A 26,389-nucleotide genomic window follows, 5' to 3' on the forward strand; every position below is an offset into this window, starting at 1 on the left:
GGTGTTGCCGGGGTTCATGGTGCCGTCGGTGGTGGTGGTGTTGGGGGAGTTGCCGGTGACGGCGTCGGGGAAGGTGGATCGTGCCGCACTACCCGCACCGGACATGGCCCCGCGCGGGCCGGACCGCGCCCCACGGAGTGCGGCGGAAGAAACACTGGCGTCCGTGTTCGCCGAAGTACTCGGCGTCGAGAAAGTGGGATTCGACGAGTCGTTCTTCGCGCTGGGCGGCGACAGCATTCTGTCCATCCGCCTCGTGTCACGCGCCAAGGCTCGAGGATTGGTGTTCACCCCGCAGCAGGTGTTCGAGCACCGGACGGTGGCGGCGCTCGCAGCGGAATCGGAGATCGCGGACCGTGAAACCACGGTCGCCCTTGCCGAACTCGCGGGCGGTGGAATCGGCACCTTCCCGCCCACCCCGGTGGTCCGGTACCTGATCGAGCGGGGTGGACACTACGAGAGGTTCAGCCAGAGCGTGCTGCTGGACCTCCCGCGCACCGTCGACTCCGACCGGCTCCTCGCGACCGTCACCGCGGTGCTCGCGCGCCACGACATGCTGCGGTCGCGGCTGTATCGGGACGCGAACGGGCAGTGGCAGATGGAGACTCGCGCCGCGGCCGACGTCGACGCCGCGTCACTGCTGCGGCGGGTCGTCTTCGATCCGGCCACCGATCCCGGCCTGTCAGCAGACCTGATCGCGACCGAGCACCAGGCCGCCGTGGAGCGACTGCGCCCGTCCGACGGGGTGGTCGCCCAGTTCGTGTGGCTCGACCCCGCGCCGGCCGCCGCAACCCCGGGCCGGTCGGGGCGATTGATCGTGGTCGCACACCACCTCGCGGTCGACGGGGTGTCGTGGCGGATTCTGCTGCCCGACTTCGTGGCCGCCTGGCATCAGGTGAGCGCCGGGAGCGTGCCGACGCTCCCGGAACCGGCGACGTCGATGCGCCGGTGGGCGCACGCGCTGGCGGAGGAAGCCGTCCGGAGCGAGCGAATCGCCGAACTGCGGTGGTGGCAGAACGTCGTCGGGGGACCGGACCCGCTGATCACCGACCGCCCCCTCGACCCGGGCGTGGACGTCGCGACCGCCCTGCAGGACGTGAGTGTCGAGACCTCCCTCGACGACACGTCCGTGCTGCTCACCCGCCTACCGGACCTCTATCGCGGAGGCGCCCTAGACATTCTGCTGACGGCGCTGGTGGTGGCGTCGTCGAGGTGGCGAGCCGAACGGGGGATCCCGGGAACGTCGACGCTGATCCGATTGGAAGGGCACGGCCGGGAGCAGCAGATGGTGCCGGGCGCCGACCTGTCCCGCACCGTCGGCTGGTTCACGACGGTCTTCCCGGTCCGCGTCGAACTCCGCGGCATCGACCTCGACGACGCGCTCGCCGGCGGCCCCGACCTGGGCAGCGCACTGAAACGGGTGAAGGAACACCTCCGGGCGGTGCCGGACATGGGCATCGGCTACGGACTGCTCCGGTACCTGAACCCGGACACCGCGGGCAGCCTGCCGGACCCTGAACCGGGGCAGATCAGTTTCAACTACCTCGGCCAGGTCCCGGATCCGGCGGTCGGCGACACCGAGGCCGGTTGGACCCCCGCCGACGGGTTCGGCGACCTCCGGTACGTCCCGGACTTGGACATGCCGGCGTCGGCCGCCGTCGAGATCAACGCGATCGTCATCGGCGGACGGCTCCGGGTCGGTTTCGGTTTCCCCGACACCCTGCTCGCGCGCGCCGAGGTGGAGAGGCTGGCGGCGCGGTGGCGGGAGGCGCTGTCCGCATTGGTGTCCCACGCACGCAGCGGGATCGCCGGTGGGCTCACGCCCTCGGACGTTCCGCTCGTCGACGTCACCCAGGACGACCTCGAGACGTGGGAAGAACACTTCGGCGCGCTGACCGACGTGTGGCCGCCCACCCCGCTGCAGGCCGGGTTGCTGTTCCACGCCCTGCTCGCGAAACCGTCGATCGACGCCTACACGGTGCAGGTGGAACTGCACCTGAAGGGCGCCGTCGACCCGGACCGGATGCGCCGGGCTGCGGCGGCTCTACTGGAGCGGCACGCGAATCTGCGGGTGGCGTTCGTCCCCGCGCGGGACGGCACGTTCGTGCAGGTGGTGCCCGCGACCGTCGACGTGCCGTTCCGCGCACTCGACCTCACCGGCCTGCCGGAGGCCGAGCGGACCATCGAACTGGAGCGCGTCCTCGCCGCCGACCGGGCCGCGCCGTTCGACACCTCCCGGGCCCCGCTGCTGCGGTTCCTGCTCGTGTACACCGGCAGCCGGGAATCGCGGCTCGTGTGGACCAACCACCACACCCTCCTGGACGGATGGTCGATGCCGCTCGCGATCCGCGAACTGCTCGCGCTCTATGTGGCCGGGGACGCCGATGCGTCGGCGTTGCCGCGGCCCCGGCCCTATCGGGACTTCCTGTCGTGGCTGCACCGCCGGGACCCGGCCGAATCGCGGGAGGCCTGGGCGACCGCACTCGCCGGCATCGACGGTCCGACACTGCTCCTGCCCGACGCACGGGGGCGGCAGCTGTCGGCTCCCCCCGAGAGCACCCAGTACACGGTGTCCGAGGAACTGACCGCCGACCTCACGACCCTCACGCGGACCCGCAACACGACCCTGAACACGGTCACGCAGGTGGCGTGGGCCATCGTGCTGGGCACCGCGACATCCCGCGACGACGTGACGTTCGGGAGCACCGTGTCCGGGCGGTCGCCGCACCTGCCCGGGGTGGAGTCGATGATCGGGCTGTTCGTCAACACCGTACCCACCCGCATCACCCTCGACCCCCGGGAGACCCTGGGTGCGCTGCTCGACCGGACGCAAGCGGAACAGGCAGCGCTCCTCGACCACCATCACCTCGGCCTCGCCGACATCCAGCGCGCGGTCGGCGCCGACATCGGGTTCGACACCGCGACCGTCTTCGAGTCGTACCCGATCGACCGCGGAGGCCTCACCGAGGACACCGACCTCGCCGGAATCCGGGTGGTCGACGTGCGCGGCGTCGACGCCACGCACTACCCGCTGAGCGTCGCCTTCTCCGTGGACACCCGGTTGCGCATGACATTCCACTACCGGCCCGACCTGATCGACCGGGCCACCGTCGGCTCGATCGCGGGACAGGTCACCCGCGTGCTCGAGGCGATGGCGTCGGATCCGGGTGTGGGTGTGGGTGGGGTGGGTGTGTGGGGGTCGGGTGTGGGGTTGGTGTGTGGTGTGTCGGGTGTGGGGGTGCGGTTGTTGCCGGAGATTTTGGCGGGGGGTGCGGTGGCGGGTGGGGGTGGGGTGGCGGTGTCGTGTGGGGGTGTGGAGTTGTCGTATGGGGAGTTGGATGGGTGGTCGAATCGGTTGGCGCGGGTGTTGATTGGTTGTGGGGTGGGTCCGGAGGTGGTGGTGGGGGTGGTGGTGCCGCGGTCGGTGGAGTTGGTGGTGGCGGTGTGGGCGGTGGTGAAGTCGGGGGGTGTGTTTGTGCCGGTGGATGTGGGGTTGCCGGTGGGGCGGGTGCGGGAGGTGTTGGTGGATTCGGGTGCGGTGGTGGGGTTGTCGGTGTCGGGGGTGGTGGTGCCGGGGGTGGTGGAGTGGTTGCGGGTTGATGATGTGTCGGTGGTGGAGGGGGTGTCGGATGGGGCGGTGTCGGAGGGGGAGCGGTTGGGTGGGTTGGGGGTGGGGAATGCGGCGTATGTGATGTATACGTCGGGGTCGACGGGGCGTCCGAAGGGGGTGGTGGTGTCGCATGGGGGGTTGGCGAATTTGGTGGAGGAGGTGCGGGTTCGGTTTGGGTTGTGGTCGGGGTGTCGGGTGTCGCATGTGGCGTCGCCGGGTTTTGATGCGGCGGTGTACGAGTGGTTGATGGCGTTTTCGGTGGGGGCGTGTTTGGTGGTGGCGCCGCCGGGGGTGTTCGGGGGTGCGGTGTTGGGGGAGTGGTTGGAGGTGGAGGGGGTGTCGCATTGTTTTGTGACGCCGTCGGTGTTGGGTTCGGTGGAGGGGTCGTTGGGGTCGGTGCGGGTGTTGGTGGTGGCGGGGGAGGTGTGTGGTCCGGAGTTGGTGGAGCGGTGGGGTGTGGGTCGGGAGTTGTTCGATGCGTATGGGCCGACCGAGGTGACGGTGCAGGCGACGGTGAGTGGTGCGTTGGTGCCGGGGGGTGTGGTGACGGTGGGTGGTCCGGGGGTGGGTGTTGAGGTGGTGGTGTTGGATTCGTGGTTGCGGCCGGTGCCGGTGGGGGTGGTGGGGGAGTTGTATGTGGGGGGTGTGGGGTTGGCGCGGGGGTATCACGGGTTGGTGGGGTTGACGGCGGCGTCGTTTGTGGCGAGTCCGTTTGGGGTGGGGGCGCGGTTGTATCGGACGGGGGATTTGGTGCGGTGGGATGGGTTGGGGTCGTTGGTGTTTGTGGGGCGGGCTGATTTTCAGGTGAAGGTGCGGGGGCAGCGGGTGGAGTTGGGGGAGGTGGAGTCGGTGTTGGTGTCGTGTCCGGGGGTGGGTGCGGCTGTGGTGGTGGTGGGTTCGGGTGGTGGGTTGGTGGGGTATGTGGTGCCGGAGGTGGGGGTTCGGGTGGATTCGGGTGCGGTGGTGGAGTTTGCGGGGTCGGTGTTGCCGGGGTTCATGGTGCCGTCGGTGGTGGTGGTGTTGGGGGAGTTGCCGGTGACGGCGTCGGGGAAGGTGGACCGTGCCGCACTACCCGCACCCGAGGCTCCGGTGCGGATGTTCCGGGCGCCGGCCACGCCGTTCGAGGCCGTCGTCGCCGACGTGTTCGGTGAGGTCCTCGGCGTCGACCGCGTCGGGGCCGAAGACCACTTCTTCCGTCTGGGGGGAGATTCGCTGTCCGCCACCCGTGTGGTCGCCCGCGTCGACGCGGCTCTCGGCGTCGACGTCGGCGTGCACGCCCTGTTCGAGGCGCCGACCGTGGCGGAGTTCGCGGAACGCGCGGCGAAGGCCGGTGCGCCGACACACCGGCCGGAACTGCGGGCGGAGCCGCGGCCCGCGCGAATTCCGCTGTCCCTGACCCAGACCCGCATGTGGTTCCTCAACCAGTTCGACACCGCGTCGCCCGCCTACAACATCGCCATGGCGTTCCGCCTCACCGGCGCACTCGACCTCGACGCCCTGCGCGCCGCGGTATCCGACGTGGTGCGACGCCACGAGACGCTCCGCACCCGGTTCCCGATGGCCGGCGAAGAACCGGTGCAGGTGATCGTGCCCGCCGCCGATGCGGTTCCGGACCTGCCCGTCACCGCGGTGTCCAGCGAGGCGGAGTTGCGGGAGCTGCTGTCGGCGGCGGTCGCGCAGGGATTCGACGTCACGGAACAGATTCCGTTGCGGGCAGCCGTGTTCGAGACCTCCGGCACCGACCGGACGCTCCTGGTGGTGGTCCATCACATCGTCGCGGACGGAGTGTCGATGGTCCCGCTCGCGCGCGACGTGACGACGGCCTACACCGCCCGGGCGGCCGGGCACGCCCCCGACTGGCCACCGACCACGGTCCAGTACGCCGATTTCACGCTCTGGCAGCGCCGCCTCCTCGGCTCGGAAGACGATCCGCAGTCGCTGGTGTCGCAGCAACTGGACTACTGGCGCAGCACACTGGCCGGGCTCCCCGCCGCGCTGGACCTGCCCGCCGACCGTCCGCGGTCGCTGCAACGCACACCGGACGGGAGCAGGGTCGGGTTCGAGATCGACGCCGACCTCCATCGCCGGCTGCTGGCGACGGCGTCCATGCACCAGTCGACGGTGTTCATGGTCGCGCACGCCGCCCTGGCCGCGTTCCTCGCGAGAATGTCGGGCACCGGGGACATCGCCGTCGGCACCCCCGTCGCCGGACGCGGCGAGGCCGCACTCGACGACGTCGTCGGAATGTTCGTCAACACCGTCGTCCTGCGGACCGTCGTGTCCGACGCGGACCGGTTCTCCGACCTGCTCGACCAGGTACGCGACGTCGACCTCGGTGCGTACGCGCACGCGGAGGTGCCGTTCGAGAAGGTCGTGGAAGCACTCGATCCGCCCCGCTCCACGGCGCATTCACCGCTGTTCCAGGTGCTGCTCGAATTCCAGAACGTCGAGCGCCCCGACCTCTCGCTGCCGGGCGTCGAGGTGCGCGGCATCGACCTCGGTGCCACGATCGCCCGGTTCGATCTGCAGCTGACACTGGCCGAGGAGTACACGGACGACGGAACGCCGGCCGGCATCACCGCCGGTTTCGCCTACGCCACTGACCTTTTCGATGCCGAGACCGTCGCAGGCCTGGCCGACCGGTTCGTCCGGATGCTCGATGCGGCCGTATCCGATTCGTCGATCCGGGTCGGCGACCTCGAGATCCTCGACGCCCTCGAACGGGACGAACTCGTACCGATGCGCGGCTTCCCCGCGGTCGCGGAACGCCTGCTCCCGGACGTCCTCACCGCGGGCGCCGCGCTCGCACCGGGCGCGACCGCGGTGTCGTGCGAAGGCGTCACGCTGTCGTACCGGGAACTCGACGAGCAGTCGAACCGGCTGGCCAGGGCGCTGATCGACCGCGGCGCCGGTCCGGACGCCTTCGTCGCGATCGGCGTGCCCCGGTCGATCGACTGGGTGCTGTCGGTGTGGGCGGTCGCGAAATCGGGGGCCGCCTACGTGCCGGTGGACCCGGCGCTGCCGCCCGCGCGCACCGGCGGCATGCTCGAAGATTCGGGTGCGATGCACGGACTGACGGTGACCGCGCACCGCGACCGGCTGCCCGGGGTCGTGCCGTGGCTGCTGCTCGACGATCCCGACGTCGTGGACGGGTACTCCGGCGACGCGGTGACCGACGCCGACCGTCTGCGTCCGCTGAGAGTCGAGCACGCCGCGTTCCTGCTCTACACGTCGGGTTCGACGGGAACACCGAAGGGCGTCGTGCTCACACACGGCGGCATCGCGAATCTCGCTGTCGAGGAACGGGAACGGTTCGCATCGATGCACGGGGCGCGGGTGTCGCACCTGGCGTCGCCGAGCTTCGACGCGTCCCTGTTCGAACTGCTGATGGCGTTCGCCGTCGGCGCGACGCTGGTGGTCGTGCCACCGACGGTGCTCGGGGGACGGGAACTGGCCGAACTCCTCGCGAGCGAGCGCGTCTCGCACGCGTTCTTCACCCCGACCATCCTCGACACCCTCCGCCCCGAGGATCTGCCGTCACTGCGGATTCTCGCCGTCGCGGGCGAACGGTTCCCACCCGAGATCGCCGACCGCTGGACCCCGGGACGGTTCGTCTTCAACGGATACGGACCCACCGAGGCGACTGTGCAGACCACGATCAGCGAGGTCCTGTCGCCCGACGAATCGGTGAACGTCGGCGGTCCGGGGCGGGGCGTCGACGTCATCGTGGCCAACACCTGGTTGCAGCCCGTCCCGGTGGGCGTGATCGGAGAACTGTACGTCGCGGGACCGGGGCTGGCGCGCGGCTACCACCGGCGTGCGGCGCTCACGGGTGCGTCCTTCGTCGCGAACCCGTTCGGCGAACCGGGCTCCCGCATGTACCGCACCGGCGACCTCGTACGGTGGACCGAGATCGGACGGCTGGAGTATGTGGGACGCAACGACTTCCAGGTGAAGATCCGCGGACAGCGGGTGGAGCTCGGCGAGATCGAATCGGTGCTGTCCCGCTGCGACGGCGTCGGCCGGGCGGCGGTCGCCGTGCACAGCGGCACCGGCGACCGGCTGGTGGGATACGTGACGGCGGAGCCCGGCGCGAGCATCGACACCGCCGAGGTGCTCCGGTACGCCGGGTCGCATCTCGCGCCGTACATGGTGCCCACCCAGCTGGTGGTCCTCGACCGGCTGCCCGTCGGCCGCACCGGCAAGCTGGACCGCCGGGCGCTCCCCGCCCCCGTGCTCGCGCCCCGGGAGTTCCGGGCACCCGCCACCCCGGTGGAGGAGGCCGTCGCGGAGGTCTTCGCCGACGTCCTCGGCATCGACCGCGTCGGGGCCGACGACGACTTCTTCGAACTCGGCGGCAACTCGCTCGTCGCGACCCGGGTGGCGTCCGCGCTCCGGGACCGGCTCGGCACCGACGTCGTCCTGCAGTGGATCTTCCGCAACCCGACCCCGGAGGGCCTCGCCCGCCGGATCGTCGACCCGTCGGTGCTCGGAAGCATGCCGGCCGACGACGTGCTGAACGTCGTCGTCCCGCTCCGGGCGTCCGGCGCGCAACCCGCCCTCTTCTGTGTGCACCCGGCGGGCGGACTCGCGCTGGGCTACGCCGGACTGATCGGGCACCTCTCGCCCGACCGTCCGGTGTACGGGCTGCAACTGCCGATCCTCAGCGGCGGAACGACGTTCGAGTCGATGGAACAACTCGCTCACCGGTACGTGGTCGAGATGCGTGCCGTCCAGCCCCGGGGGCCGTACCACCTGCTCGGCTGGTCGCTCGGCGGTGTCATCGCCCAGGCGATTGCCGTCGAACTCCGTGAGTCGGGCGCCGAGGTCGGCACCCTCGCGATGATGGACAGCTACGTCGCGGAGGGCGAAAACTTCGGTGACCTCGAAGTGAACGCCGAGGAGTGGCTGCACGGGCTGGGCGTCGAATTCGAGGGCAGCGACGACGCCGGCACGTCGTACCGCGAGCAACTGCTCGAGATGCTCGGACGCTCGTTCGGCCGGGACCCCGCGTTCGCGTCGACCCTCCTCGCTCGCATCAGCACCGGGCTGGAGAACTCGAAGCAGATCTCCACCGGACACCGCCCGCGCGTGTTCGACGGCGACCTGCTGTTCTTCAGCGCCGCGCAATCCGCCGAAGGGGAAGAAGGCGAACGGCCGTCGCCGGGCGTCTGGCAGCCCGCGATCACCGGTGTCATCGTCGAGAACAAGGTGGACTGCGACCATCTGCGGATGACCACACCGCAAGCCCTCGCGGTGATCGGACCGATCCTGGAGAACTCCCTGGGGTCAGGCCCCGATCGCTCTGCCGATGACGGGCCAGGACTCCCGTAGCTCCGTCTCGAACAGCCCCCACGAATGGGTGCCCTGCGAGAGATACGCGAACGTCGCCGGAATCCCCAGCGAGTGCAATCGCGACTGGAACGCGACCGCACACACGTTGGTCACCATCTCGACCGCGCTGCCGCCGATCGTCTGCGGCACCACCAGCACCGGGTCGTGGTTGTCGATGCCGCCCGGAAGTCCGTTGCCGCTCGAGACGAACAACTCTGTGCCGCGCAGACGTTCGGCGTTCACCATCGGATCGTGCACCCGCCACTGTGGGTCCACAGCAGAGCCCCACATGTTGGTCGCGTTGCCGCCGCCCCGCAATTCCACCATCGACCGCACCATCGCCTGGCCGAGCAGTCCACTCGTCGCGGCGCAACCGCTGTACGAGCCGACGGCCCGGTAGAACCCCGGAGCCTGGACCGCGAGGTCGAGCACCGCGCCGCCAGCCATCGACACCCCGCCGATGGCGTTCGCCCCGGTGGTCGCGAACCGGCCGTCGATCGCGGCGGGAAGTTCGCTCGTCAGGTACGTCTGCCACTTGTTCCTGCCGAGGACCGGGTCGTCGGCATCCCAGTCGGTGTACATGCTGTACTGCCCGCCGATCGGCATTACCACGTTGACGTGCTTGTCGGCGAAGAAGTCCCGCACACCGGTGTTGTTGAACCACGAGATCCCATCCGAGCCGCCGCCGATGCCGGTGAGGAGGTAGAACGTGGGCGCCGGACCTGCCGACGCCGGAGAGATCACGTCGTTGGCCACCCACCGGCCCATCGACTCCGAATAGACGTCCACCCTGGTGATGCGCGGCTCCGCCGAAGCAGGCGACGGTCCGAGCGCCGCCCACGCGGAGAAGACCAGCAGCATCACCGCCGCAACACGCAGAGAGATCGCGGATCGCAGAGCTTCGAACGGTCGCATGGACGCCCCCTGGCTGTGGCCTGCCCTTCCAATCTAGGACTGCGGGGTACCTGCTTGGTGCGGTTCCCGTGAACCGGTGTAAAGATGATTCGGTGACCGACAACGACCGGCCCGACGAACGTTTCACGCTCGCAAGCGAGCGGACGTTCCTCGCCTGGATGCGGAGTTCACTCGCACTCCTGGCCGGTGGCATCGCGATGATCCACCTGGTCCCCGAATTCAGCACCGGATGGGTGCGGACGACCCTAGGACTGATCCTGATCGGCCTCGCCGCCGCCGCGGCCCTCGTCGGGATGCGGCGGTGGTCGCAGGTCGAGAGGGCGCTGCGCGACGGCGCACCGATGCCGCCGCCCCACGAGTTGTGGTTGTTCGCGGTGACCCTGACGGTGGTGGCACTGGGAGCGGCGCTCGCCAGCCTGGTGGCCGCGCTCTAACCTGCAGAAGAGGTTTGCATCTCGCGAACCGGACGTGAAGACGAAGGAGTACACGGTGGCCCACGAACTCAAGCTCGGTTACAAGGCGTCCGCGGAACAGTTCGGTCCGCGGGAGTTGGTGGAGCTGGGTGTGCTGGCGGAGCGGCACGGCATGGATTCGGCGACGGTGTCGGATCATTTCCAGCCGTGGCGGCACGAGGGTGGTCATGCGCCGTTCTCGCTGGCGTGGATGACGGCGGTGGGGGAGCGGACGGAGCGGCTGCAGTTGGGGACGTCGGTGATGACGCCGACGTTCCGGTACAACCCGGCGGTGGTGGCGCAGGCGTTCGCGACGATGGGTTGTCTGTATCCGGGGCGGATCATGCTCGGTGTCGGTACCGGCGAGGCGCTGAATGAGATCGCGACCGGTTTTGCCGGGGAGTGGCCGGAGTTCAAGGAGCGGTTCGCGCGGCTGCGGGAGGCGGTCCGGTTGATGCGGGAGCTCTGGCTCGGTGACCGGGTCGATTTCGAGGGTGACTACTTCTCCACGAAGGGGGCGTCGATCTACGACGTGCCCGAGGGCGGGATTCCGGTGTACATCGCTGCGGGTGGTCCGGTGGTGGCCCGGTACGCCGGTCGCAGTGGTGACGGGTTCATCTGCACGTCGGGCAAGGGCATGGAGTTGTACACGGAGAAGTTGATGCCTGCGGTCGCGGAGGGGGCGGCCAAGGCGGAGCGGGATGTCGCGGAGATCGACAAGATGATCGAGATCAAGATTTCGTACGACACGGATCCGGAGTTGGCGCTCGAGAACACGCGGTTCTGGGCGCCGTTGTCGTTGACGCCGGAGCAGAAGCATTCGATCGAGGATCCGATCGAGATGGAGAAGGCGGCGGATGCGTTGCCGATCGAGCAGGTGGCGAAGCGGTGGATCGTGGCGTCGGATCCGGACGAGGCGGTGGCGCAGATCCGCCCGTACCTCGACGCCGGGTTGAACCACCTCGTGTTCCACGCCCCCGGGCACGATCAGAAGCGGTTCCTGGAACTCTTCGAGCGCGATCTCGCGCCCCGGCTGCGGGGGTAGGCGGCTCCGCCGCCCGTGCGTGGTTGACGAGCGCAGGGACTCGTTAGCCACTCACGGGCCCGAAGGGCCTCAGAGCATGTTCACGCGCTTGTAGAGCCGCCGGGAAGGACCGCCCAGCAGATCGGCCTCGTCCAGGAACCGCATGAGCGGCTGCGAACTCTCCCGGATCTTCTCGGCCCGGAACCGGTTTTTCTTCGCCTCGCGCACCGCGCGTTCGGTGTCGAGGCCGGCTGCCGCGTAGACGGCCGGGTTGATCATGCTGGAGACGATCAGGTTCGACGCGATCGCGATGCAGGCGCGGCTCGCCGCGCGGTGCACCCTGCTCATGCCCTCGGCCCGTCGCAGGGTCTCCTCCCGGGCGAAGCGCATGTGCCGGGCCTCTTCGACCACGTGAATCTTGCTGGTGACGCGGACGATCGGCTGGACGCGGGTGTCCTTCATCCAGTCGCGCTGCATCACGTCGAGGATCTCCTCGGCGACGAGAATGCCGGCGTACGCGACCTCCCCCGACGCGAGCGCCTTGAATCCGCGCCCCAGCGTGACCACCGACTTGCGCGGAACGTAGGAGGGGCATCCGAACTTCTCGGCGGTACGCGCGAACATCACGGAGTGCCTGCATTCGTCGGCCACCTCCGTCAGCGCGAACTGGAAATGCGCCTGTGAGGCGTCCTTGGCGTACATGTCCCGGATGACCATCTGCTGGAGAATCATCTCGAACCAGATTCCGGTGCCCATGATCGACGACACCTCGTGCTTCGTCAGCGTGATCTGCTGCGCGAACGTCATCTCGTCCCACATCGGCGTGCCGTACAGCGAGGACCACTCGGGAGTGAGGCCGTACAGGTCGTCGGGGACGGGCGCGTCCCAGTCCACCTCGACCGTCGGGTCGTACGACATGCGTGCGGAGGACTGGAGAAGCCGGGCGCCGGTGTCCTGGCGATCCGTGATCTTCGGATTGCGGATAGCGAGCGTCGAGCGTGCCATGAGATCCCTCCATGTCAGTGTAACCAGCAGTTACATCTAATCATGGCGGAGGGTTCTCTTGACGTCAATGGCTCTTGTGTACAAATGATGGACAACTGTCGCGTGGTTCTTCGGGAGTCAAGGCCTCGGTGATGATCCCCACAACTCCGACTCGGGGCTTGCTCAAAATTTGCCGATCGTCTGTAGTGAGTTCTCGGCAGCGGGCCCGGATGATCCCTTGCCTGGCACCACCCGGCAGAAAGTGGAATGAACCCATGTCTGATCAGAAGAGTGCCGCACAGCCCCACAGTGCCGATGTCGTCGTCGGTGCTCGCGTTCGCGTCCGCCGCGACGCCGACGCTCCCGCGCCGGGCGTCGTGATCGAGGATTTCGCGGACCTGTCCCAGTCCGAGGGACTCCTCGGGCGCGATTGGGCGCCCGTGCACCGCTGGGCCGTCGCCCTCGACGACGGACGCCTCGTCTTCGCCGACGACGGCGAACTCGACCTCGACGCCGAGTCGCCCAAAGCTGCGTGCGGCTGATTAAGCCGAGTCCGTCGGCGATCTCCTGAAGTTGCTCGACAGTACCTGCGGCGATCGTTCGCACCTGTTCGGTGATGACGGAGATCGGCCAGTCCCACCACGCGATGCGCACCAGCGCGACGATCTCGGATTCCGAATAGCGGTCCTTGATGTGGACGGCCGGATTCCCGCCCACGACGGCATAGTCCGGCACCGATCGTGTCACCACCGAACCGGTCGACACGATCGCGCCGTGCCCGATGCGCACGCCGGGCATGATCGTCGTGTTGCCCCCGATCCACACGTCGTTGCCGACGACCGTGTCGCCGCGGGACGGTAGATCCGCGAGCAGATCGGCATGCTCGGCCCATGCGCCTCCCATGATAGGAAACGGGAAGGTCGAGACGCCGCTCATTCGATGATTCGCGCCGTTCATGATGAACGTCGTCCCGGTCGCGAACGCGCAGAACTTGCCGATGATCAACCGATCCGGGCCGTAGTGGTGCAGAACGTTTCGCGTCTCGAACTCGTCCGCGAACTCGGGATCGTCGTAATAGCTGTACTCCCCGACCTCGATCAGCGGGTTGTCGATCAGGGGTTTGAGCAGGACCACCCGGGGCTGCCCCGAAATTGGGTGCAGTGTCATCGGATCCGGTGCGGCACTCGTGGGCAACTACTTCTCCATTCCTCGGCGCAGGTATGCGCGATCTCCTGTATAGCGCCGTGCAGCGCTGCGCTGCACGCGCTTTACACCGGATTCGGCTATTGCCATGAGTTATGGGTGATTGCTAGAGTCGAACAAAGTTTCGAACAACCTCGGGGGAGGGCTGGTCGTGGGGGATGTGGTTGCACCGGATCTGGAGGAGTTGCGGGCGTTCACGGCGCGGTTGCGGTGTGTCGGGCCGTGTGGTGATGCGGGTTTGGGCATCGAGTGGCTCGACGCGGTGGAGTCGTTGAAGTCGGTGGGGTGTGCGGTGCAGGCGGTGGTCACCGACGATGTCGCCACCTGCATGCGGGAGGACCGCAAGGTTCGGGGGTTGCCGCGGGCGGAGTGGGACCGCGGTATCGCGTCGCAGATTGCGTTGGCGCGCAGGGAGTCCCCGAACCGCGGTGGCCGGCATCTGGGGTTCGCTCGGGCGGTGGTGCACGAGATGCCGCACACGTTGGCGTTGTTGCGGTCGGGCCGGTTGAACGAGTGGCGTGCCACGCTGCTGGTGCGGGAAACGGCGTGTTTGTCGGCGGCGGATCGGAAGATCGTCGACCACCGGTTGTGTTCGGACCCGAACAGTCTCGACGGGGTCGGGGACCGCGGCCTGGTCGCGAAGGCGAAGGCCCTGGCGGTGGAACTCGACGCGGCCGCGGTCGTGGCCCGGTACCGCAAGGCCGTCTCGGAGCGGCGGGTCACGACGCGGCCGGCGCCGGATTCGATGGCGTATCTGAGTGTGCTGCTGCCGATGGAACAGGCCGTCTGCCTACACGCCACATTGGGGCGCGACGCGGACAGCCTCATCGCCACCGGGGAGAGCGGTGGCCGCACCCGCAACCAGCTGATGGCGGATCTGTTGTTCGACCGCGGCACCGGGGCAACGGTCGCCAATGGTGTGCCGGTGGCGGTGAACCTGGTGATCTCCGACGAAACACTGCTGGCGGGCGAGAACGAGGCGGCGGACCTGGCGGAGTTCGGGCCGGTGCCGGCGGGGATCGCCCGGAAACTGGTCGCCGACGCCCTTGATGGGGAGACCGAGGCCACGTTGCGGTTGATCTACTCGTGCCCGTTGTCGGGTGCGTTGACGGCGATGGAGTCGCAGTCCCGGACGTTCCCGAAAAGCCTTGCGAAGTTGATCGATCTCCGTGACCGGACGTGCCGGACGCCGTGGTGTGATGCGCCGATCCGCCATCACGATCACATTCTCTCGCGCCGCAAGAAGGGTGCCACCACGGCAGATAATGGGGCCGGGTTGTGTGCGGCGTGCAATTACGCGAAGGAAGGCGACGGCTGGACCGCGCGCCCTGTCCGGAGGCATGGCCGAACGCATCTCTTCGACCTCGGCACCCCGACCGGTCACCACTACCGGTCCGCAGCCCCGCGCCTCCCGTCCGCGGCACGACGGTCGGAGATCGAAGCGATCCTCATCGCGCATCTGCGAGCGTCATGAGTTCGAACCGGGGCGCGGCCGCGCGGAACGTCTCACGCGGCGGTGAGGGCGAACACCCGCATCGTGCGGTTCGTTCGGTGCTCGTAGACGCCGTAGACGCGCACCATCTCGTCGAATTCGCGATAGATCCGCGTCCGCTCCGGTTCCGCGAGCAGGGTTGCGGTGACGGGGATGTCCTTCCCGCCGATGGTGACCTTCGCGTTCGGCTGGGCGAGGAGGTTCGCCGACCACGCCGGGTGGTGATCCTGCCCGAAGTTGCTGCCCACGACGAAGATCTGCTGTCCTTCGCGGTAGTACAGGAGTGGGCTCGTCCGCGGCGCGCCCGATTTCCGACCCGTGGTGGTCAGCAGGACCACCGGTGCGGCGATCGGGCCGAGGATCGTGAAGCGTCCCCTGCTCTTCTGCAGGAGCAGGCGATCCACTCCGGCGAGGTTCCGGATCACCCACGATCCGGGTCGGGTGGCGGCAAACGTAGCGGCGGGTTCGCGGAGGAAACTGGTCTCGCTGCCCCATCGGACGTCGGGGAAGGGTGATTCGGCCATACGCCATCTGACCGTCGGGACGGAGCGGTGTCAATCACCCAGCGGCGGTGTCCGGATACGCTATGGCCATGGCTGCGCCCGCGACACCTTCGCCTGTGAATCCACCCGCACGTCCTCAGCCCTCGAGTATCTTCATCGCCTCACCGGAGGGGGACACCGGAAAGTCCACCATCGCGCTGGGTGTCCTGCAGATGCTGTGTGCGTCGGCGGCGAGGGTGGGTGTCTTCCGCCCCATCGCCCGGTCGACGGAGGAGACCGATTACATCCTCGAATTGCTCCTCGAGCACACGACGGCCGACCTCGGGTACGAGGAGTCGCTGGGGGTCACGTACGAGCATGTCCACGCAGACCCGGAGGGCGCGCTCAGCGAGATCGTCGCCCGGTACCACCAGGTGGCGGCGCAGTGCGATGCTGTCGTGGTGATCGGCAGCGATTACACCGACGTGGCCAGCCCGAGCGAGCTCGGCTACAACGCCAGGATCGCCGTGAACCTGGGCGCACCGGTGTTGCTCGCAGTGAAGGGAGTCCGGCGCACCCCCGAGGAGGTCGCGCAGCTCGCCCAACTTGCCATCGGTGAACTGACCGGTCACCACGCGCACCTGCTGGCCGTGGTCGCCAATCGATGCAACCCCGACGAACTCGACGCCGTGACCGACGCGTTGGCGTCCACCGGTGTGCCCGCGTGGAGCCTGCCCGAGATCCCGCTGCTGGTCGCACCGACCATGGCCGAACTTCTCGAGTCGATCGACGGCAGCCTGTTCAGCGGCGACCCCGAGTTGCTGCACCGGGAGGCGCTGCGGGTGCTGGTCGGGGGAATGACGGCCGAGCACATTCTCGAGCGGCTGACGGAGGGCACGGTGGTGATTGCCCCGGCCGACCGGTCCGACGTGCTGCTGGCGATGGTGAATGCGCATGAGGCCGAGGGGTTCCCGTCGCTGGCGGGCATCATCATGAACGGTGGGCTGGTGCCGCACCCGGCGATCGCGAAGCTGATGGCCGGCCTCAGGCCGCGGTTGCCGATCCTCACCACCGATCTGGGCACGTTCGACACGGCCAGTGCGGCCGCTCAGACCCGTGGCCGGGTGGCGGTCGGCTCGCAACGCAAGATCGACACCGCCCTGAGTGTCATGGAACTCCGGGTGGACGCGCCGACGCTGCTGGAGCGGTTGAAGCTGCCCATCCCGTCGGTGGTGACTCCGCAGATGTTCGAGTACCAGCTGATCGACCGCGCCCGCCGGGACCGCAAGCACGTCGTGCTCCCGGAGGGCGCCGACGACCGCATCCTGCGGGCGGCGGGGAGGCTGCTGCAACGGCAGGTGGCGCAGTTGACCATTCTCGGCGACGAGGTGCAGGTGCGTCGCCGCGCGGCGGAACTCGGTGTCGACCTCGCGGAAGCGCAGGTCCTCGACCCGCGGACCTCCGAACATGCCGGTCCGTTCGCGGAGGAGTACGCGCGGCTCCGCGCCCACAAGGGCATGAGTGTGGACCGCGCCCGCGAGGTGATGACCGACATCTCGTATTTCGGAACCATGATGGTGCACTTGGGAATCGCGGACGGCATGGTCTCCGGTGCCGCGCACACCACGGCGCACACCATCCGGCCGTCGTTCGAGATCATCAAGACGCAACCGGGTGTGTCCACCGTGTCGAGCGTGTTCCTGATGTGCCTGTCCGACCGGGTGCTCGCGTACGGTGACTGCGCGGTGGTGCCCGACCCCACGGCCGAGCAGCTGGCCGACATCGCGATCTCGTCGGCGCAGACGTCGTCCCAGTTCGGCATCGATCCGCGCATCGCGATGCTGTCGTATTCGACGGGCGACTCGGGCAGCGGCGCGGATGTCGACAAGGTGCGCTCCGCGACCAAACTGGTGCGGGAGCGTAGGCCGGACCTGTTGGTGGAAGGCCCCATTCAGTACGATGCCGCCATCGAGCAGAGCGTGGCCGACAAGAAGATGCCCGGTTCGGAGGTGGCGGGCAAGGCGACGGTCTTCATCTTCCCCGACCTCAACACCGGCAACAACACGTACAAGGCGGTGCAGCGCAGTGCCGGAGCGATCGCGGTCGGGCCGGTGCTGCAGGGTCTCAACAAACCCGTCAACGACCTGTCGCGAGGGGCGTTGGTCGAGGACATCGTGAACACCGTGGCGATCACGGCGATCCAGGCGCAGGGAGCAGAGCAGTGAGCGAAGGCAGCGAAGGTTCCGTCCTGGTGGTCAATTCCGGTTCGTCGTCGATCAAGTTCCAGCTGGTCCACCCGGACACCGGGAAGTCCTCGGCGTCCGGTCTCATCGAGAGGATCGGGGAACCCGAGGGGCGCATCGTCTATCACCACCGCACCGGGTTGGCGGAGCGCCACGTCCACATCGCCGACCACCGGGCGGGGCTGAAGATGGTGTCGGACATCGTCGCCGAGGTGGGGCGTCCGCTGCGGGAGGCGGGGATCGTCGCGGTCGGGCACCGCATCGTCCACGGCGGCGACGTGTTCTACGAGCCGACGATCATCGACGACGCGGTGGTGCAGTCCATCTCGGACCTGTCGGCGCTTGCGCCGCTGCACAATCCGGCGAACGTGATCGGGATCGAGGTGGCGCGCGAGGAGTTGCCGGACATCCCGCACGTCGCCGTGTTCGACACCGCGTTCTTCCACACGCTGCCTGCGGAGGCGTCGACGTATGCGATCGACCGGACGGTCGCGCAGGAGCACGCCATCCGGCGGTACGGCTTCCACGGCACCTCGCATCAGTACGTGTCGGGGCGGGCGGCCGAGTTCCTCGGCCGGGGCCTGTCGGAGCTGAATCAGATAGTGCTGCACCTCGGGAACGGCGCGTCGGCGTCCGCGATCCGCGGGGGACTGGCCGTCGACACGTCCATGGGCCTGACTCCGCTCGAGGGTCTCGTCATGGGCACGCGGTCCGGCGACGTCGACCCCGGGGTGATCCTGCACCTGCACCGCAGCGGCATGGGTGTCGATCAGATCGACGACCTGCTGAACCGGCACTCCGGACTCAAGGGCCTGTCCGGGGTCAACGACTTCCGGGCGCTGCTGGCACTCGTCGGCGAGGGCGACGAGGACGCGGCGCTGGCCTACGACGTGTACGTGCACCGGCTCCGCAAGTACATCGGCGCCTACCTGGTGGAACTGGGCGGCGTGGACGTCATCACGTTCACCGGGGGAGTCGGCGAGAACAACGTCGACGTCCGCCGCGACAGCCTGGCGGGGCTGGGCCGCCTCGGCATCGTCGTCGACGACGACCGCAACCGCGCGGATTCCCGGGACGCCCGCCGCATCTCGGCGGACGAGTCCGACGTCCAGGTGCTGGTCGTGCCGACCAACGAGGAGTTCGCGATTGCCCGCGCCGCGGTGGAGCTGGTCGGGGTCTGAGTGTTACAGCAGGCTCCTGGGCCTGATGGCGTTGGCGAGGTCCACCAGCGTGTACCGGTGGGTGCGCTCGGGGGCGTTGCGGGCCAGCGCCCGCAGACCGGCCTCGGCGCCCTTGCGTAGGCCCCGTTCGGTGAACGGCACCCCCAGGATCTGCTCGAGTTCCGTCGCCGACGTGTGACCGGCACGCATCCAGTCCAGTGCCGTGCCCAGCACGAGTGTGCGCATCTGCAGCGCCCGGCTCTCCTCGGGTGCGAGCGCGGTGACGCGGAGCGCCGCCTCTCGCAGCGCCGCCTCGTCGATCTCCTCGATCGGCCTGCCGGACAGCAGCATCAGCACACTCGTCATCCGGGCCATGGTGAAGTGCCGGGACATCGCGGGAACCTGATCGAGCGCGGCGATGGCGCCGGGCAGATCTCCGCGTTCGGTGAGTTGGCGGGCCAGCCCGAATGCTGCGCTCACCAGGCTGTGATCGGTGCGCCACACCGTCCGGTAGTACTTCTCGGCGAAGGTCCGCCATCGGTGGGAATCGGAGCTTTCGCAGTGCTGCAGAATCAGTTCGGCGGTGGCCGCGAGCGCAAGTTTGGGAGCCGTTTCACCGGGCATCGCCTGCAGCACGGACTCGAACCGGGAGAATGCCGTCTCGTACTCGCCGTCGATCAGCGTCGCGAGTCCGGCGTACCAGTCGACGCGCCAGTTCCCGCCCATCTCCGCCTCCAGGTCGCGGAGGAGTGTGGTCGCGGTGGCGGCGTCCCCGAGGTCGAGGTGCGCCTTGATCTCGGCGAGGGTCAGTTCCCGGGAGAACGACACGTCCAGGTCGCCGACGACCCGCTCGATTCCGCTCTCGCGGGCGTGCCGAATGGAATCGAGGGTCTGCTGCGGTTCGCTGTGCACCGCGGCGGCCAGGAGCTGGGCGTTGGGGTCGGCCGGGTCGATCAGCGGCACCGCCAGGGCCTGCGCCACCGACAGCGGGTCGAGATTCCTGTCCCGTTCGACGCCGTCGACGTACACGTCCGTCTGCTCGACGGCCTCGTTCGTGCCGAAAGTCGTTCGTTGCTTGCTGAACACGGTCGACAGTCCGGGATGCTCCTCGCCGGTCTGCTGCGCGAGCACCTCGCGGAGTACGGCGGTGAGCTGACCGGCCATCTCCTCGGCGGACGCGAACCGCCTGCTCGGATCGGGGTCGGTGGCGCGCAACAGGAGTCGGTGGAAGAACTCGTATTCCGTCAGGAGCGGCGCCTGCTCTGGGGAGGGGATCCCGTCGAGGTACCGGCCCTTGTCGGACGGCATGTCGAGCGTCAGCACCGCGAGTGTGCGCCCCACCGTGTAGATGTCGGAGGCCACGGTCGGGCCGGTCTTGACGATCTCCGGCGCCTGGTACCCCGGCGTGCCGTACAGGTACCCGTAGTCCTCGATGCCGGCGACGGCGCCGAGGTCGATCAGCTTCAGGGCGTCCTCGGTGACCATCACGTTGTCGGGTTTGAGGTCGTTGTACACCAGACCGGTGGAGTGTAGATATGTCAGTGCGGGAAGGATTTCGAGCACGTACGCGATGGCCTGCTCGACCGGCATGCGCTCGGGCCTGATGTGCGTCGACAGGACGTCGCGCAGCGAATGACCGCCCACGTACTCCATGACGATGTAGCCCATCGGGGTTCCGTCCGACCGGGGATGCTCCACGAAGTTGAAGATCTTCACGATGCTCGGGTGCGCCACCTCCGCGAGGAACTGGCGTTCGGCCACCGCCACCGCCTGCGCCTCGGCGTCGCCGAAGTGCAACAGCCCCTTGAGAACCACCCACCTGTCGCTGACGTTGCGGTCGATGGCCAGGTAGATCCAGCCGAGGCCGCCGTGCGCGATGCAGCCCTGCACCTCGTACTGGCCGCCGATCAGTTCGTTCGGATCGAGGAGCGGCCGGAAGTCGAACGTCGCTCCGCACGAGGGGCACAGACCGAACTCGGAGGCCTCGGACGTGGGGCCACTGCGGCCGACCGGCTTGTTGCACTTCCAGCAGAAGCGCTTGCCCTCGGGGACCTTCGGGTCGGCCATCACCGCCGACGCCGGGTCGAGTGTCTTGACGACGGGCACCTCGACGAGTCCGCCGCCGAGACGCAGGCGCTGCCCGGACCGGGTGCGCGGTGACCGCGTCGAGCGACCGGTGCCGGACGCACCCGACGGCCGGGACGTCGGCGCCGCCTGGGTGGCCGGCCCCTCGTCCAGTTCTTCCCGGACCGCTGCCTGCGTGGCCTCGTCCTCGGGTTCCCGGACCGCGGCCTGGGTGGCGAGGTCCGGGTCGGTGGACTCGGGGTTCTTCGAATGTTGCGGCATGCGTCCCCTCAGTCCTGGTACACGGCGGACGGCGGGGCGGGGGACGGGCCCAGCACCGACAGCCACTGGTCGTACATTCTGGTCCAGGTTCCGTCGCTGCGGATCCGTTCGAGTGTGCGGTTGACGAACCGCACGAGGTCCTCGTTCGCCTTGGTGATGCCGATGCCGTACGGTTCGGCTCCCATGCTGTCCCCCACGATCTCGAGGTACGGGTCCTGGGACGCCAGGCCGGCGAGGATCGTGTCGTCGGTGCTCACCGCGTCGACCTGCCGCTGCTGCAGGACCACCAGGCAATCCGACCACATGGGGACCGTGAGGATCTCGGCGGTCGGCGCGACCTTCTGCAACCGGGTCAGCGACGTCGTGCCGCGGACGACGCAGACCCGCTTTCCGCCCAGGTCGGCGGCGCTGCGGATCGGGGATCCCTTCACGACCAGAACCCGCTGCTGCGCCTCGAAGTACTCGGAGGAGAACGCCACCCGTTCCTTGCGGTCGCAGGTGATGGTCATCGTCTTCGCCACGATGTCGACCATCGACTCCTGCAGCGCCTTCTCACGATTCGCCGACGTGAGAATGCGGTAGTCGAGCCGGTCCGGGTCGCCGAACAGGTCCCGCGAGATCTCCCGGGCGACGTCGACGTCGAAGCCCTCGACGGCGCCGGTCGCGGGAGCGCGGAAACTCATCAGGTTGCTGCCCGTGTCGAGGCCGACGACGAGACGCCCCCGCGCGCGGATGGCGTCGACCGTCGGCATCGGCGTGTCGGAGTCGGGGAACGGGCGCAGGCTCGCGGTGGGGTCGCCGCAGTCCTTCTCGGGAGCAGGCGGGGCGGCGCTGGTCTCGGGGGCCGGTGCCGCGGCCGCGGGAAGCGGGGGCTCGGTGTAGGACACGTTCGGCGATCCGACATGCTCCGGAGCGGCCTCGGCGCACCCGCCGATCAGCAACGTGGCCGCCAGCAGCACCAGCGCGATCCGGTGCCGCCTCACTGGTATTCCCTCAACCGAGGCCACAATCCGATAATAATTCCGGCGAACGCGACGAGCGTGAGGACGAGGGCACCGGAACCGAGTGCGGTCAGCACCCGGGCCGCGGACTCGACGTTCGACCGCAGATGGTCGCGGGCGGTCCCGATGCCGTCGGTGAGCGCGTCGTCGACGGCGGTGAACTGGGCCGCGGAATCCGAGGGTCCCGGCCCGATGGCAACCGTTGCCGCCGAAACGAAGTCGCCCTTCGCGAGGATCTCGTTCATGCGATCGTGCGCCGAAGACCAGCTTTTCCAGGCGTCCTCGGCCCGCACCACCTCGTCGTGGCCGACCGCGCGGTCGCCGTCGTGCGGATAGCCCGACAGCAGGGTGTCGAGCTGACCGGACTTGTCCTCGAAGACGGCGTCGTAGTCGCCGTTAGAGTCCCGGCGGACCAGTTTGAGCGTCTCCTCGGTGCGCGCCTGCTGCGCCAGGATGCGCGCCGCGGTCAACTCGTGCATCGGTCGGGCACCCTGGGTCAGCGCCCGCTTGGTGTCGAGGGAGGAGACCAACCCGGCTACCAGCATCCACACCAGGAGGATCGCGGTGCACGACGACGCCAGGATCAACCCGAGATTGAACGTGCGCCTGCTGAGCCGCGCGAGGACGACCTGCGCGACGAGCAGCGCGACGAGCGCGACGAGGACCAGGATCAGCGCCGTCCAGGGCGGACGGGAGTAGTCCCGCTGTATGTCCGCGACGTCGGTTTCCTGCCGGGCGTGCAACTCCTGGGCCTTCGGCAGCATGCTCGTCTGCATCAGCGTGGATGCCTCGCTGAGGTAGGCCGCGCCCACGGGGTGACCGGTGCGGTTGTTGGCCCGCGCGGTCTCGACGAGACCGGAGTAGACGCTGAGGTCGGTGGAGATGGAGGCGAGAAGGCGCCTGCTGTCCACGTCGCTGGGGGCGAGCCCGCCGGACGCGTACACGAGGTCGGCGGAGGCCGTGCCGAGCGCCTGCGCGTACGTGTCCCGGAGTTCGGGGGGTTCGAGACCGCCGGAGATGAACGCGGTGGTGGCCGCGGCGTCCGCCACCGACAGGGCGCTGTAGAGGTTCTGCGCCGAGAACGACAGCGGTTCGGTCTCGGCGAGGACGCTGTCGAGGGTGGCCTCCCTGCCGTTCACGGTCGACGCGGCCACGAATCCGGCGGTCAGGGTGAGCAGCACCAGGAGCGCGCCGAGGGCGGTGAGCTTGGCGGGTGTCGACCCCAGGAAGGCCCGAAGTTCCTTACGACGCGCGACGGCGGGGTCGACGTCGTCGTCCGCGGCGGCAGACAGGGCGCGGCTGCCGTGGGGTTCGATCGACGGCGCCTCACGCAGAACCACGTCGCACCCCTCCCGTGTCACGGCCGCACCTTGTGGGGAGCATATAAGCAGGAGTCGGTGACTGGGGATATCGGGCACTTCCGGCAGAAACCGTTAGTGTGAGGGAACTGCAGGGAGACCCATCAGGTCGGACAGGGGTAGTCGATGCGTGGTGACGGTGACGGCTGGGCGACCGGGCCGGACGGCAGTCGTCATTGGGGCAAGCACGGTGCGGCCGGGTTGTTGCTGCGTGCGCCGCTCCCGGACGAGACGCCGGCCGTGCTCTTACAGCACCGTGCGGCCTGGAGCCACCAGGGCGGGACGTGGGCGTTGCCGGGCGGTGCCCGGGACAGCCACGAGACCACGACCCACGCCGCGGTACGCGAGGCGCACGAGGAAGCCGGCATCGAGAGTGCGGCCATCCGAGTCCGCACCGAGGTCGTCACCATGAAGGCCGCGAGCGGCTGGAGTTACACCACGGTGATCGCCGACGCCGAGCGTCCACTGCCCACCGTCGCGAACGGTGAGAGCACCGAACTGCGCTGGGTGCGGGAAACCGACGTCGCCGGGTTGCCACTGCACCCCGGGTTCGAAGCGGGGTGGCCGCAACTGCGCACCACCGAGGTGCGGCTGCTGCTCGACCGGTACGACGTGCTGGGTGAGAGCGGCGCGCTCGCGCAGCTGTCGAAGGCACTGCCCCGCACCGTGCACCTGCCCGACGGCACCTACGGGTGGCTGCCGCGCGTCGAGGTGCTCGAGGCACTGGACACGGTCGGTCGCCTCGCCGAACCGGCAGGTCACGGCACCACGCTGGGGACGGTGACCGCGGTCGTCACCACCGACCCCGAGCTGATCGAACAGTTGCCCGCCACGGTCGTGGTCCTACCGCCCGCCACGGTGCGAGACTGGCTCCAGCAGGCGTAACTACGCGTTCTGCTGCAGCAGGGCGGACAGTGAGCGCGCGGCGGCCTGCGGGTCGCGGGCCTCGGTGATGGCCCGCACGACGACGATCCGGTCGGCGCCTGCGGCGAGGATCTCCGGAACCCGGGACTCGTCGATGCCGCCGATCGCGAACCACGGGCGGTTCGGCGCGGAGTCGGCGGTCGAGCGCACCAGGTCGATGCCCGACGCGGTCCGCCCGGGCTTGGTGGGGGTCGCCCACACCGGTCCGGTGCAGAAGTAGTCGACGCCGTCCTCGATCGCCGCGAGGCTGGCCTGGGCGCGGCTGTGCGTGGACCGGCCGATCAGCACATCCGAACCCACGACGGTCCGCGCGTAGGGGACGGGCAGATCGTCCTGGCCGAGGTGCAGGACGTCGGCGCCTGCGGCCAGCGCCATGTCGGCCCGGTCGTTGACGGCGAGCAGCGCCCCGTGCCGCCTGGCCGCGGCCGCGAGCACCGACAGTGCCGCCAGTTCGTCCCTGGCGTCCATCGTGCCGAACTTCTTCTCACCGGCCGAGCCCTTGTCGCGGAGCTGGATGATGTCGACGCCGCCGGACAGCGCGGCCTCGGCGAACTGCGCCAGGTCGCCCTTCTCGCGCCGAGCATCGGTGCACAGGTACAAACGTGCTGTTCCGAGGCGGCGCCGACGGTCCGTGAGGTTGCTGTGATGTGAGGTGGTCACGGCATGACGGTAGCCTCTACGGTGAAAGTGCAACACGGGAGTCCCGGGGAACGTGGGGCTGAGAGGGGCTCACGCCGAGCCCGACCGTCATACCTGACCCGGATCATGCCGGCGCAGGAAGTGAGGTGGAGTTCAATGGCGAGATCGGTATCCGTCGTCGGAGGCGGAGTGATCGGCCTGTCGATTGCGTGGCGAGCAGCCCGCAACGGCTGGTCGGTGAAGCTGTACGACCCGTCGATCGGTTCGGGAGCGTCCTGGGTGGCGGGCGGCATGCTCGCCCCGCTGTCCGAGGGCTGGCCCGGTGAGGAGAGCGTCCTCGAACTGGGGAGCGCGTCGCTCGACCGGTGGCCCGAGTTCGGGAAGGAACTGGAGGCCGGGGCCGGCGTCGACCTGTTCACGTCGGAGGGTTCGCTCACCGTCGCGTTGGACGGCGCCGACGCCGAAGACCTCCGGACCATCGCCGAGTGGGTGGGGGCGCAGGGCCGGGATCTGCAGATCCTGAATCGCGCCGAGGTCCGCGCCCTCGAGCCGATGCTGGGTCGCGGAGTCCGGTTAGGGCTCTTGGCCGTCGACGAACTGGCCGTCGACAACAGGCTGCTCCTGCAGGCGTTGCAACGGTGTGCCGTCGACGCCGGGGTGGAGCTGATCGGTGAGGCCGTGCGCAGTCTGGACGGGCTGGGCGTGGACCAGATCGTCGTCACCGCGGGCATCGCGTCACCGGCACTGTGGCCGGGACTTCCGGTGCGCCCGGTGAAGGGCGAGATCCTGCGGTTGCGGGCCCGTCCCGGGGTGACCCCCGCGCCTGGCCGGACCATCCGCGGCAGCGTCCACGGCAGACCCGCCTACCTGGTGCCGCGTGCCGACGGCATCGTCGTCGGAGCCACCCAGTACGAATCGGGCAACGACACGCAGGTCACGGTGGCCGGTGTGCGGGACCTGATCGCGGACGCGGAGGCGCTGATGCCCGCCATCGGCGAGTACGAACTGCGTGAGACCTCGGCGGGTCTGCGTCCGATGACCCCGGACAACCTGCCGCTGATCGGCCGGGTGTCCGATCGGGTCGTGGTGGCGACGGGACACGGCCGCAACGGCATCCTGCTCACTCCGGTGACCGCCGACGCGACGGTGGCATTGTTGGAGGGCTCGGCACTGGTCGAGGCGAAAGCCGCAGACCCCGAACGTTTCGAGAAAGTAGCGAGGTAGA

General features: G+C 68.9%; 16 protein-coding genes, 1 pseudogene and 1 riboswitch. Of the genes and pseudogenes, 9 read left to right on the top strand and 8 right to left on the bottom strand.

All coding sequences use genetic code 11. From position 1 onward, the window contains the following. The first annotated feature begins 163 nt into the window (after nucleotides 1-163). The gene (locus CJ179_RS18515) at nucleotides 164-8,941 is read left to right on the top strand and encodes an amino acid adenylation domain-containing protein (RefSeq protein ID WP_257015604.1); all 8,778 of its coding nucleotides are present in this window, start codon (nucleotides 164-166) and stop codon (nucleotides 8,939-8,941) included. Here CJ179_RS18515 and CJ179_RS18520 read toward each other — a convergent pair. Next, nucleotides 8,897-9,856: an alpha/beta hydrolase family protein gene (locus CJ179_RS18520; protein ID WP_072948524.1), complete on the bottom strand. Its 960-nt coding sequence runs from the start codon at nucleotides 9,854-9,856 to the stop codon at nucleotides 8,897-8,899. The two genes, CJ179_RS18515 and CJ179_RS18520, sit on opposite strands and share 45 nt — an antisense overlap. A 92-nt stretch (nucleotides 9,857-9,948) precedes the next feature. Between CJ179_RS18520 and CJ179_RS18525 the strand changes: the two genes are divergently transcribed. Continuing rightward, the gene (locus CJ179_RS18525; protein ID WP_072948522.1) at nucleotides 9,949-10,290 is read left to right on the top strand and encodes a YidH family protein; all 342 of its coding nucleotides are present in this window, start codon (nucleotides 9,949-9,951) and stop codon (nucleotides 10,288-10,290) included. Nucleotides 10,291-10,345: 55 nt separating this feature from the next. Continuing rightward, a complete protein-coding gene (gene fgd, locus CJ179_RS18530) occupies nucleotides 10,346-11,353 on the top strand; it encodes a glucose-6-phosphate dehydrogenase (coenzyme-F420) (protein WP_095862739.1) in 1,008 nt (335 codons plus the stop codon). Between the two features lie 69 nt (nucleotides 11,354-11,422). Here the strand turns inward: fgd and CJ179_RS18535 are convergent, their stop codons facing one another. Continuing rightward, a complete protein-coding gene (locus tag CJ179_RS18535; RefSeq protein ID WP_072948521.1) occupies nucleotides 11,423-12,337 on the bottom strand; it encodes a diiron oxygenase in 915 nt (304 codons plus the stop codon). A gap of 254 nt (nucleotides 12,338-12,591) precedes the next feature. Between CJ179_RS18535 and CJ179_RS18540 the strand changes: the two genes are divergently transcribed. Next, nucleotides 12,592-12,858, top strand: a complete 267-nt coding sequence (locus CJ179_RS18540) for a hypothetical protein (protein WP_072948519.1) — start codon at nucleotides 12,592-12,594, stop codon at nucleotides 12,856-12,858. A gap of 25 nt (nucleotides 12,859-12,883) precedes the next feature. Here CJ179_RS18540 and CJ179_RS18545 read toward each other — a convergent pair. After that, nucleotides 12,884-13,483 (bottom strand): annotated as a pseudogene (locus CJ179_RS18545) (CatB-related O-acetyltransferase); the annotation flags it as partial. A 187-nt stretch (nucleotides 13,484-13,670) separates the two neighbouring features. On the opposite strand from CJ179_RS18545, the gene CJ179_RS18550 reads away from it, so the two are divergent. After that, nucleotides 13,671-14,993 carry an HNH endonuclease signature motif containing protein gene (locus CJ179_RS18550; protein ID WP_095862461.1) on the top strand — a complete coding sequence of 441 codons (1,323 nt, stop codon included), beginning with the start codon at nucleotides 13,671-13,673 and terminating at the stop codon, nucleotides 14,991-14,993. 32 nt (nucleotides 14,994-15,025) lie between these two features. On the opposite strand, the gene CJ179_RS18555 is transcribed toward CJ179_RS18550, so the two are convergent. Beyond that, the gene (locus CJ179_RS18555) at nucleotides 15,026-15,535 is read right to left on the bottom strand and encodes a nitroreductase/quinone reductase family protein (protein ID WP_072948516.1); all 510 of its coding nucleotides are present in this window, start codon (nucleotides 15,533-15,535) and stop codon (nucleotides 15,026-15,028) included. 62 nt (nucleotides 15,536-15,597) lie between these two features. On the opposite strand from CJ179_RS18555, the gene pta reads away from it, so the two are divergent. Continuing rightward, entirely contained in the window at nucleotides 15,598-17,718 is a 2,121-nt protein-coding gene (pta, locus tag CJ179_RS18560) for a phosphate acetyltransferase (protein ID WP_095862462.1), read from the top strand. Further along, the gene (locus CJ179_RS18565; RefSeq protein WP_095862463.1) at nucleotides 17,715-18,917 is read left to right on the top strand and encodes an acetate kinase; all 1,203 of its coding nucleotides are present in this window, start codon (nucleotides 17,715-17,717) and stop codon (nucleotides 18,915-18,917) included. Before pta ends, CJ179_RS18565 begins: the two co-directional genes overlap by 4 nt. 3 nt (nucleotides 18,918-18,920) lie before the next feature. Here CJ179_RS18565 and CJ179_RS18570 read toward each other — a convergent pair whose 3' ends face one another. Genes CJ179_RS18570 through CJ179_RS18580 form a run of 3 tightly spaced genes read right to left on the bottom strand, consistent with a single transcriptional unit; the run spans nucleotide 18,921 to nucleotide 23,604 of the window. Further along, nucleotides 18,921-21,242 (bottom strand): serine/threonine-protein kinase, encoded by a 2,322-nt coding sequence (locus CJ179_RS18570; protein ID WP_095862464.1) that lies wholly within the window; start codon nucleotides 21,240-21,242, stop codon nucleotides 18,921-18,923. An 8-nt stretch (nucleotides 21,243-21,250) separates the two neighbouring features. Then, a complete protein-coding gene (locus tag CJ179_RS18575; protein ID WP_095862465.1) occupies nucleotides 21,251-22,225 on the bottom strand; it encodes a glutamate ABC transporter substrate-binding protein in 975 nt (324 codons plus the stop codon). Continuing rightward, entirely contained in the window at nucleotides 22,222-23,604 is a 1,383-nt protein-coding gene (locus tag CJ179_RS18580; RefSeq protein WP_072948508.1) for a hypothetical protein, read from the bottom strand. Before CJ179_RS18580 ends, CJ179_RS18575 begins: the two co-directional genes overlap by 4 nt. 123 nt (nucleotides 23,605-23,727) lie before the next feature. Here CJ179_RS18580 and CJ179_RS18585 point away from each other — a divergent pair, with 123 nt between their 5' ends. Next, a complete protein-coding gene (locus CJ179_RS18585; protein WP_072948507.1) occupies nucleotides 23,728-24,486 on the top strand; it encodes an NUDIX hydrolase in 759 nt (252 codons plus the stop codon). Here CJ179_RS18585 and thiE read toward each other — a convergent pair whose 3' ends face one another. Continuing rightward, nucleotides 24,487-25,185: a thiamine phosphate synthase gene (gene thiE, locus CJ179_RS18590; RefSeq protein ID WP_095862466.1), complete on the bottom strand. Its 699-nt coding sequence runs from the start codon at nucleotides 25,183-25,185 to the stop codon at nucleotides 24,487-24,489. A 24-nt stretch (nucleotides 25,186-25,209) separates the two neighbouring features. Then, a riboswitch (TPP riboswitch) is annotated at nucleotides 25,210-25,324 on the top strand. Here thiE and thiO point away from each other — a divergent pair. After that, nucleotides 25,321-26,388 carry a glycine oxidase ThiO gene (thiO, locus tag CJ179_RS18595; protein ID WP_095862467.1) on the top strand — a complete coding sequence of 356 codons (1,068 nt, stop codon included), beginning with the start codon at nucleotides 25,321-25,323 and terminating at the stop codon, nucleotides 26,386-26,388. (Overlaps the previous riboswitch by 4 nt.) Nucleotide 26,389 lies beyond the last annotated feature (1 nt).

This window comes from Rhodococcus sp. ACS1 (genome assembly GCF_002300155.1).
GTDB classification, from domain to species: domain Bacteria; phylum Actinomycetota; class Actinomycetes; order Mycobacteriales; family Mycobacteriaceae; genus Rhodococcus_F; species Rhodococcus_F koreensis.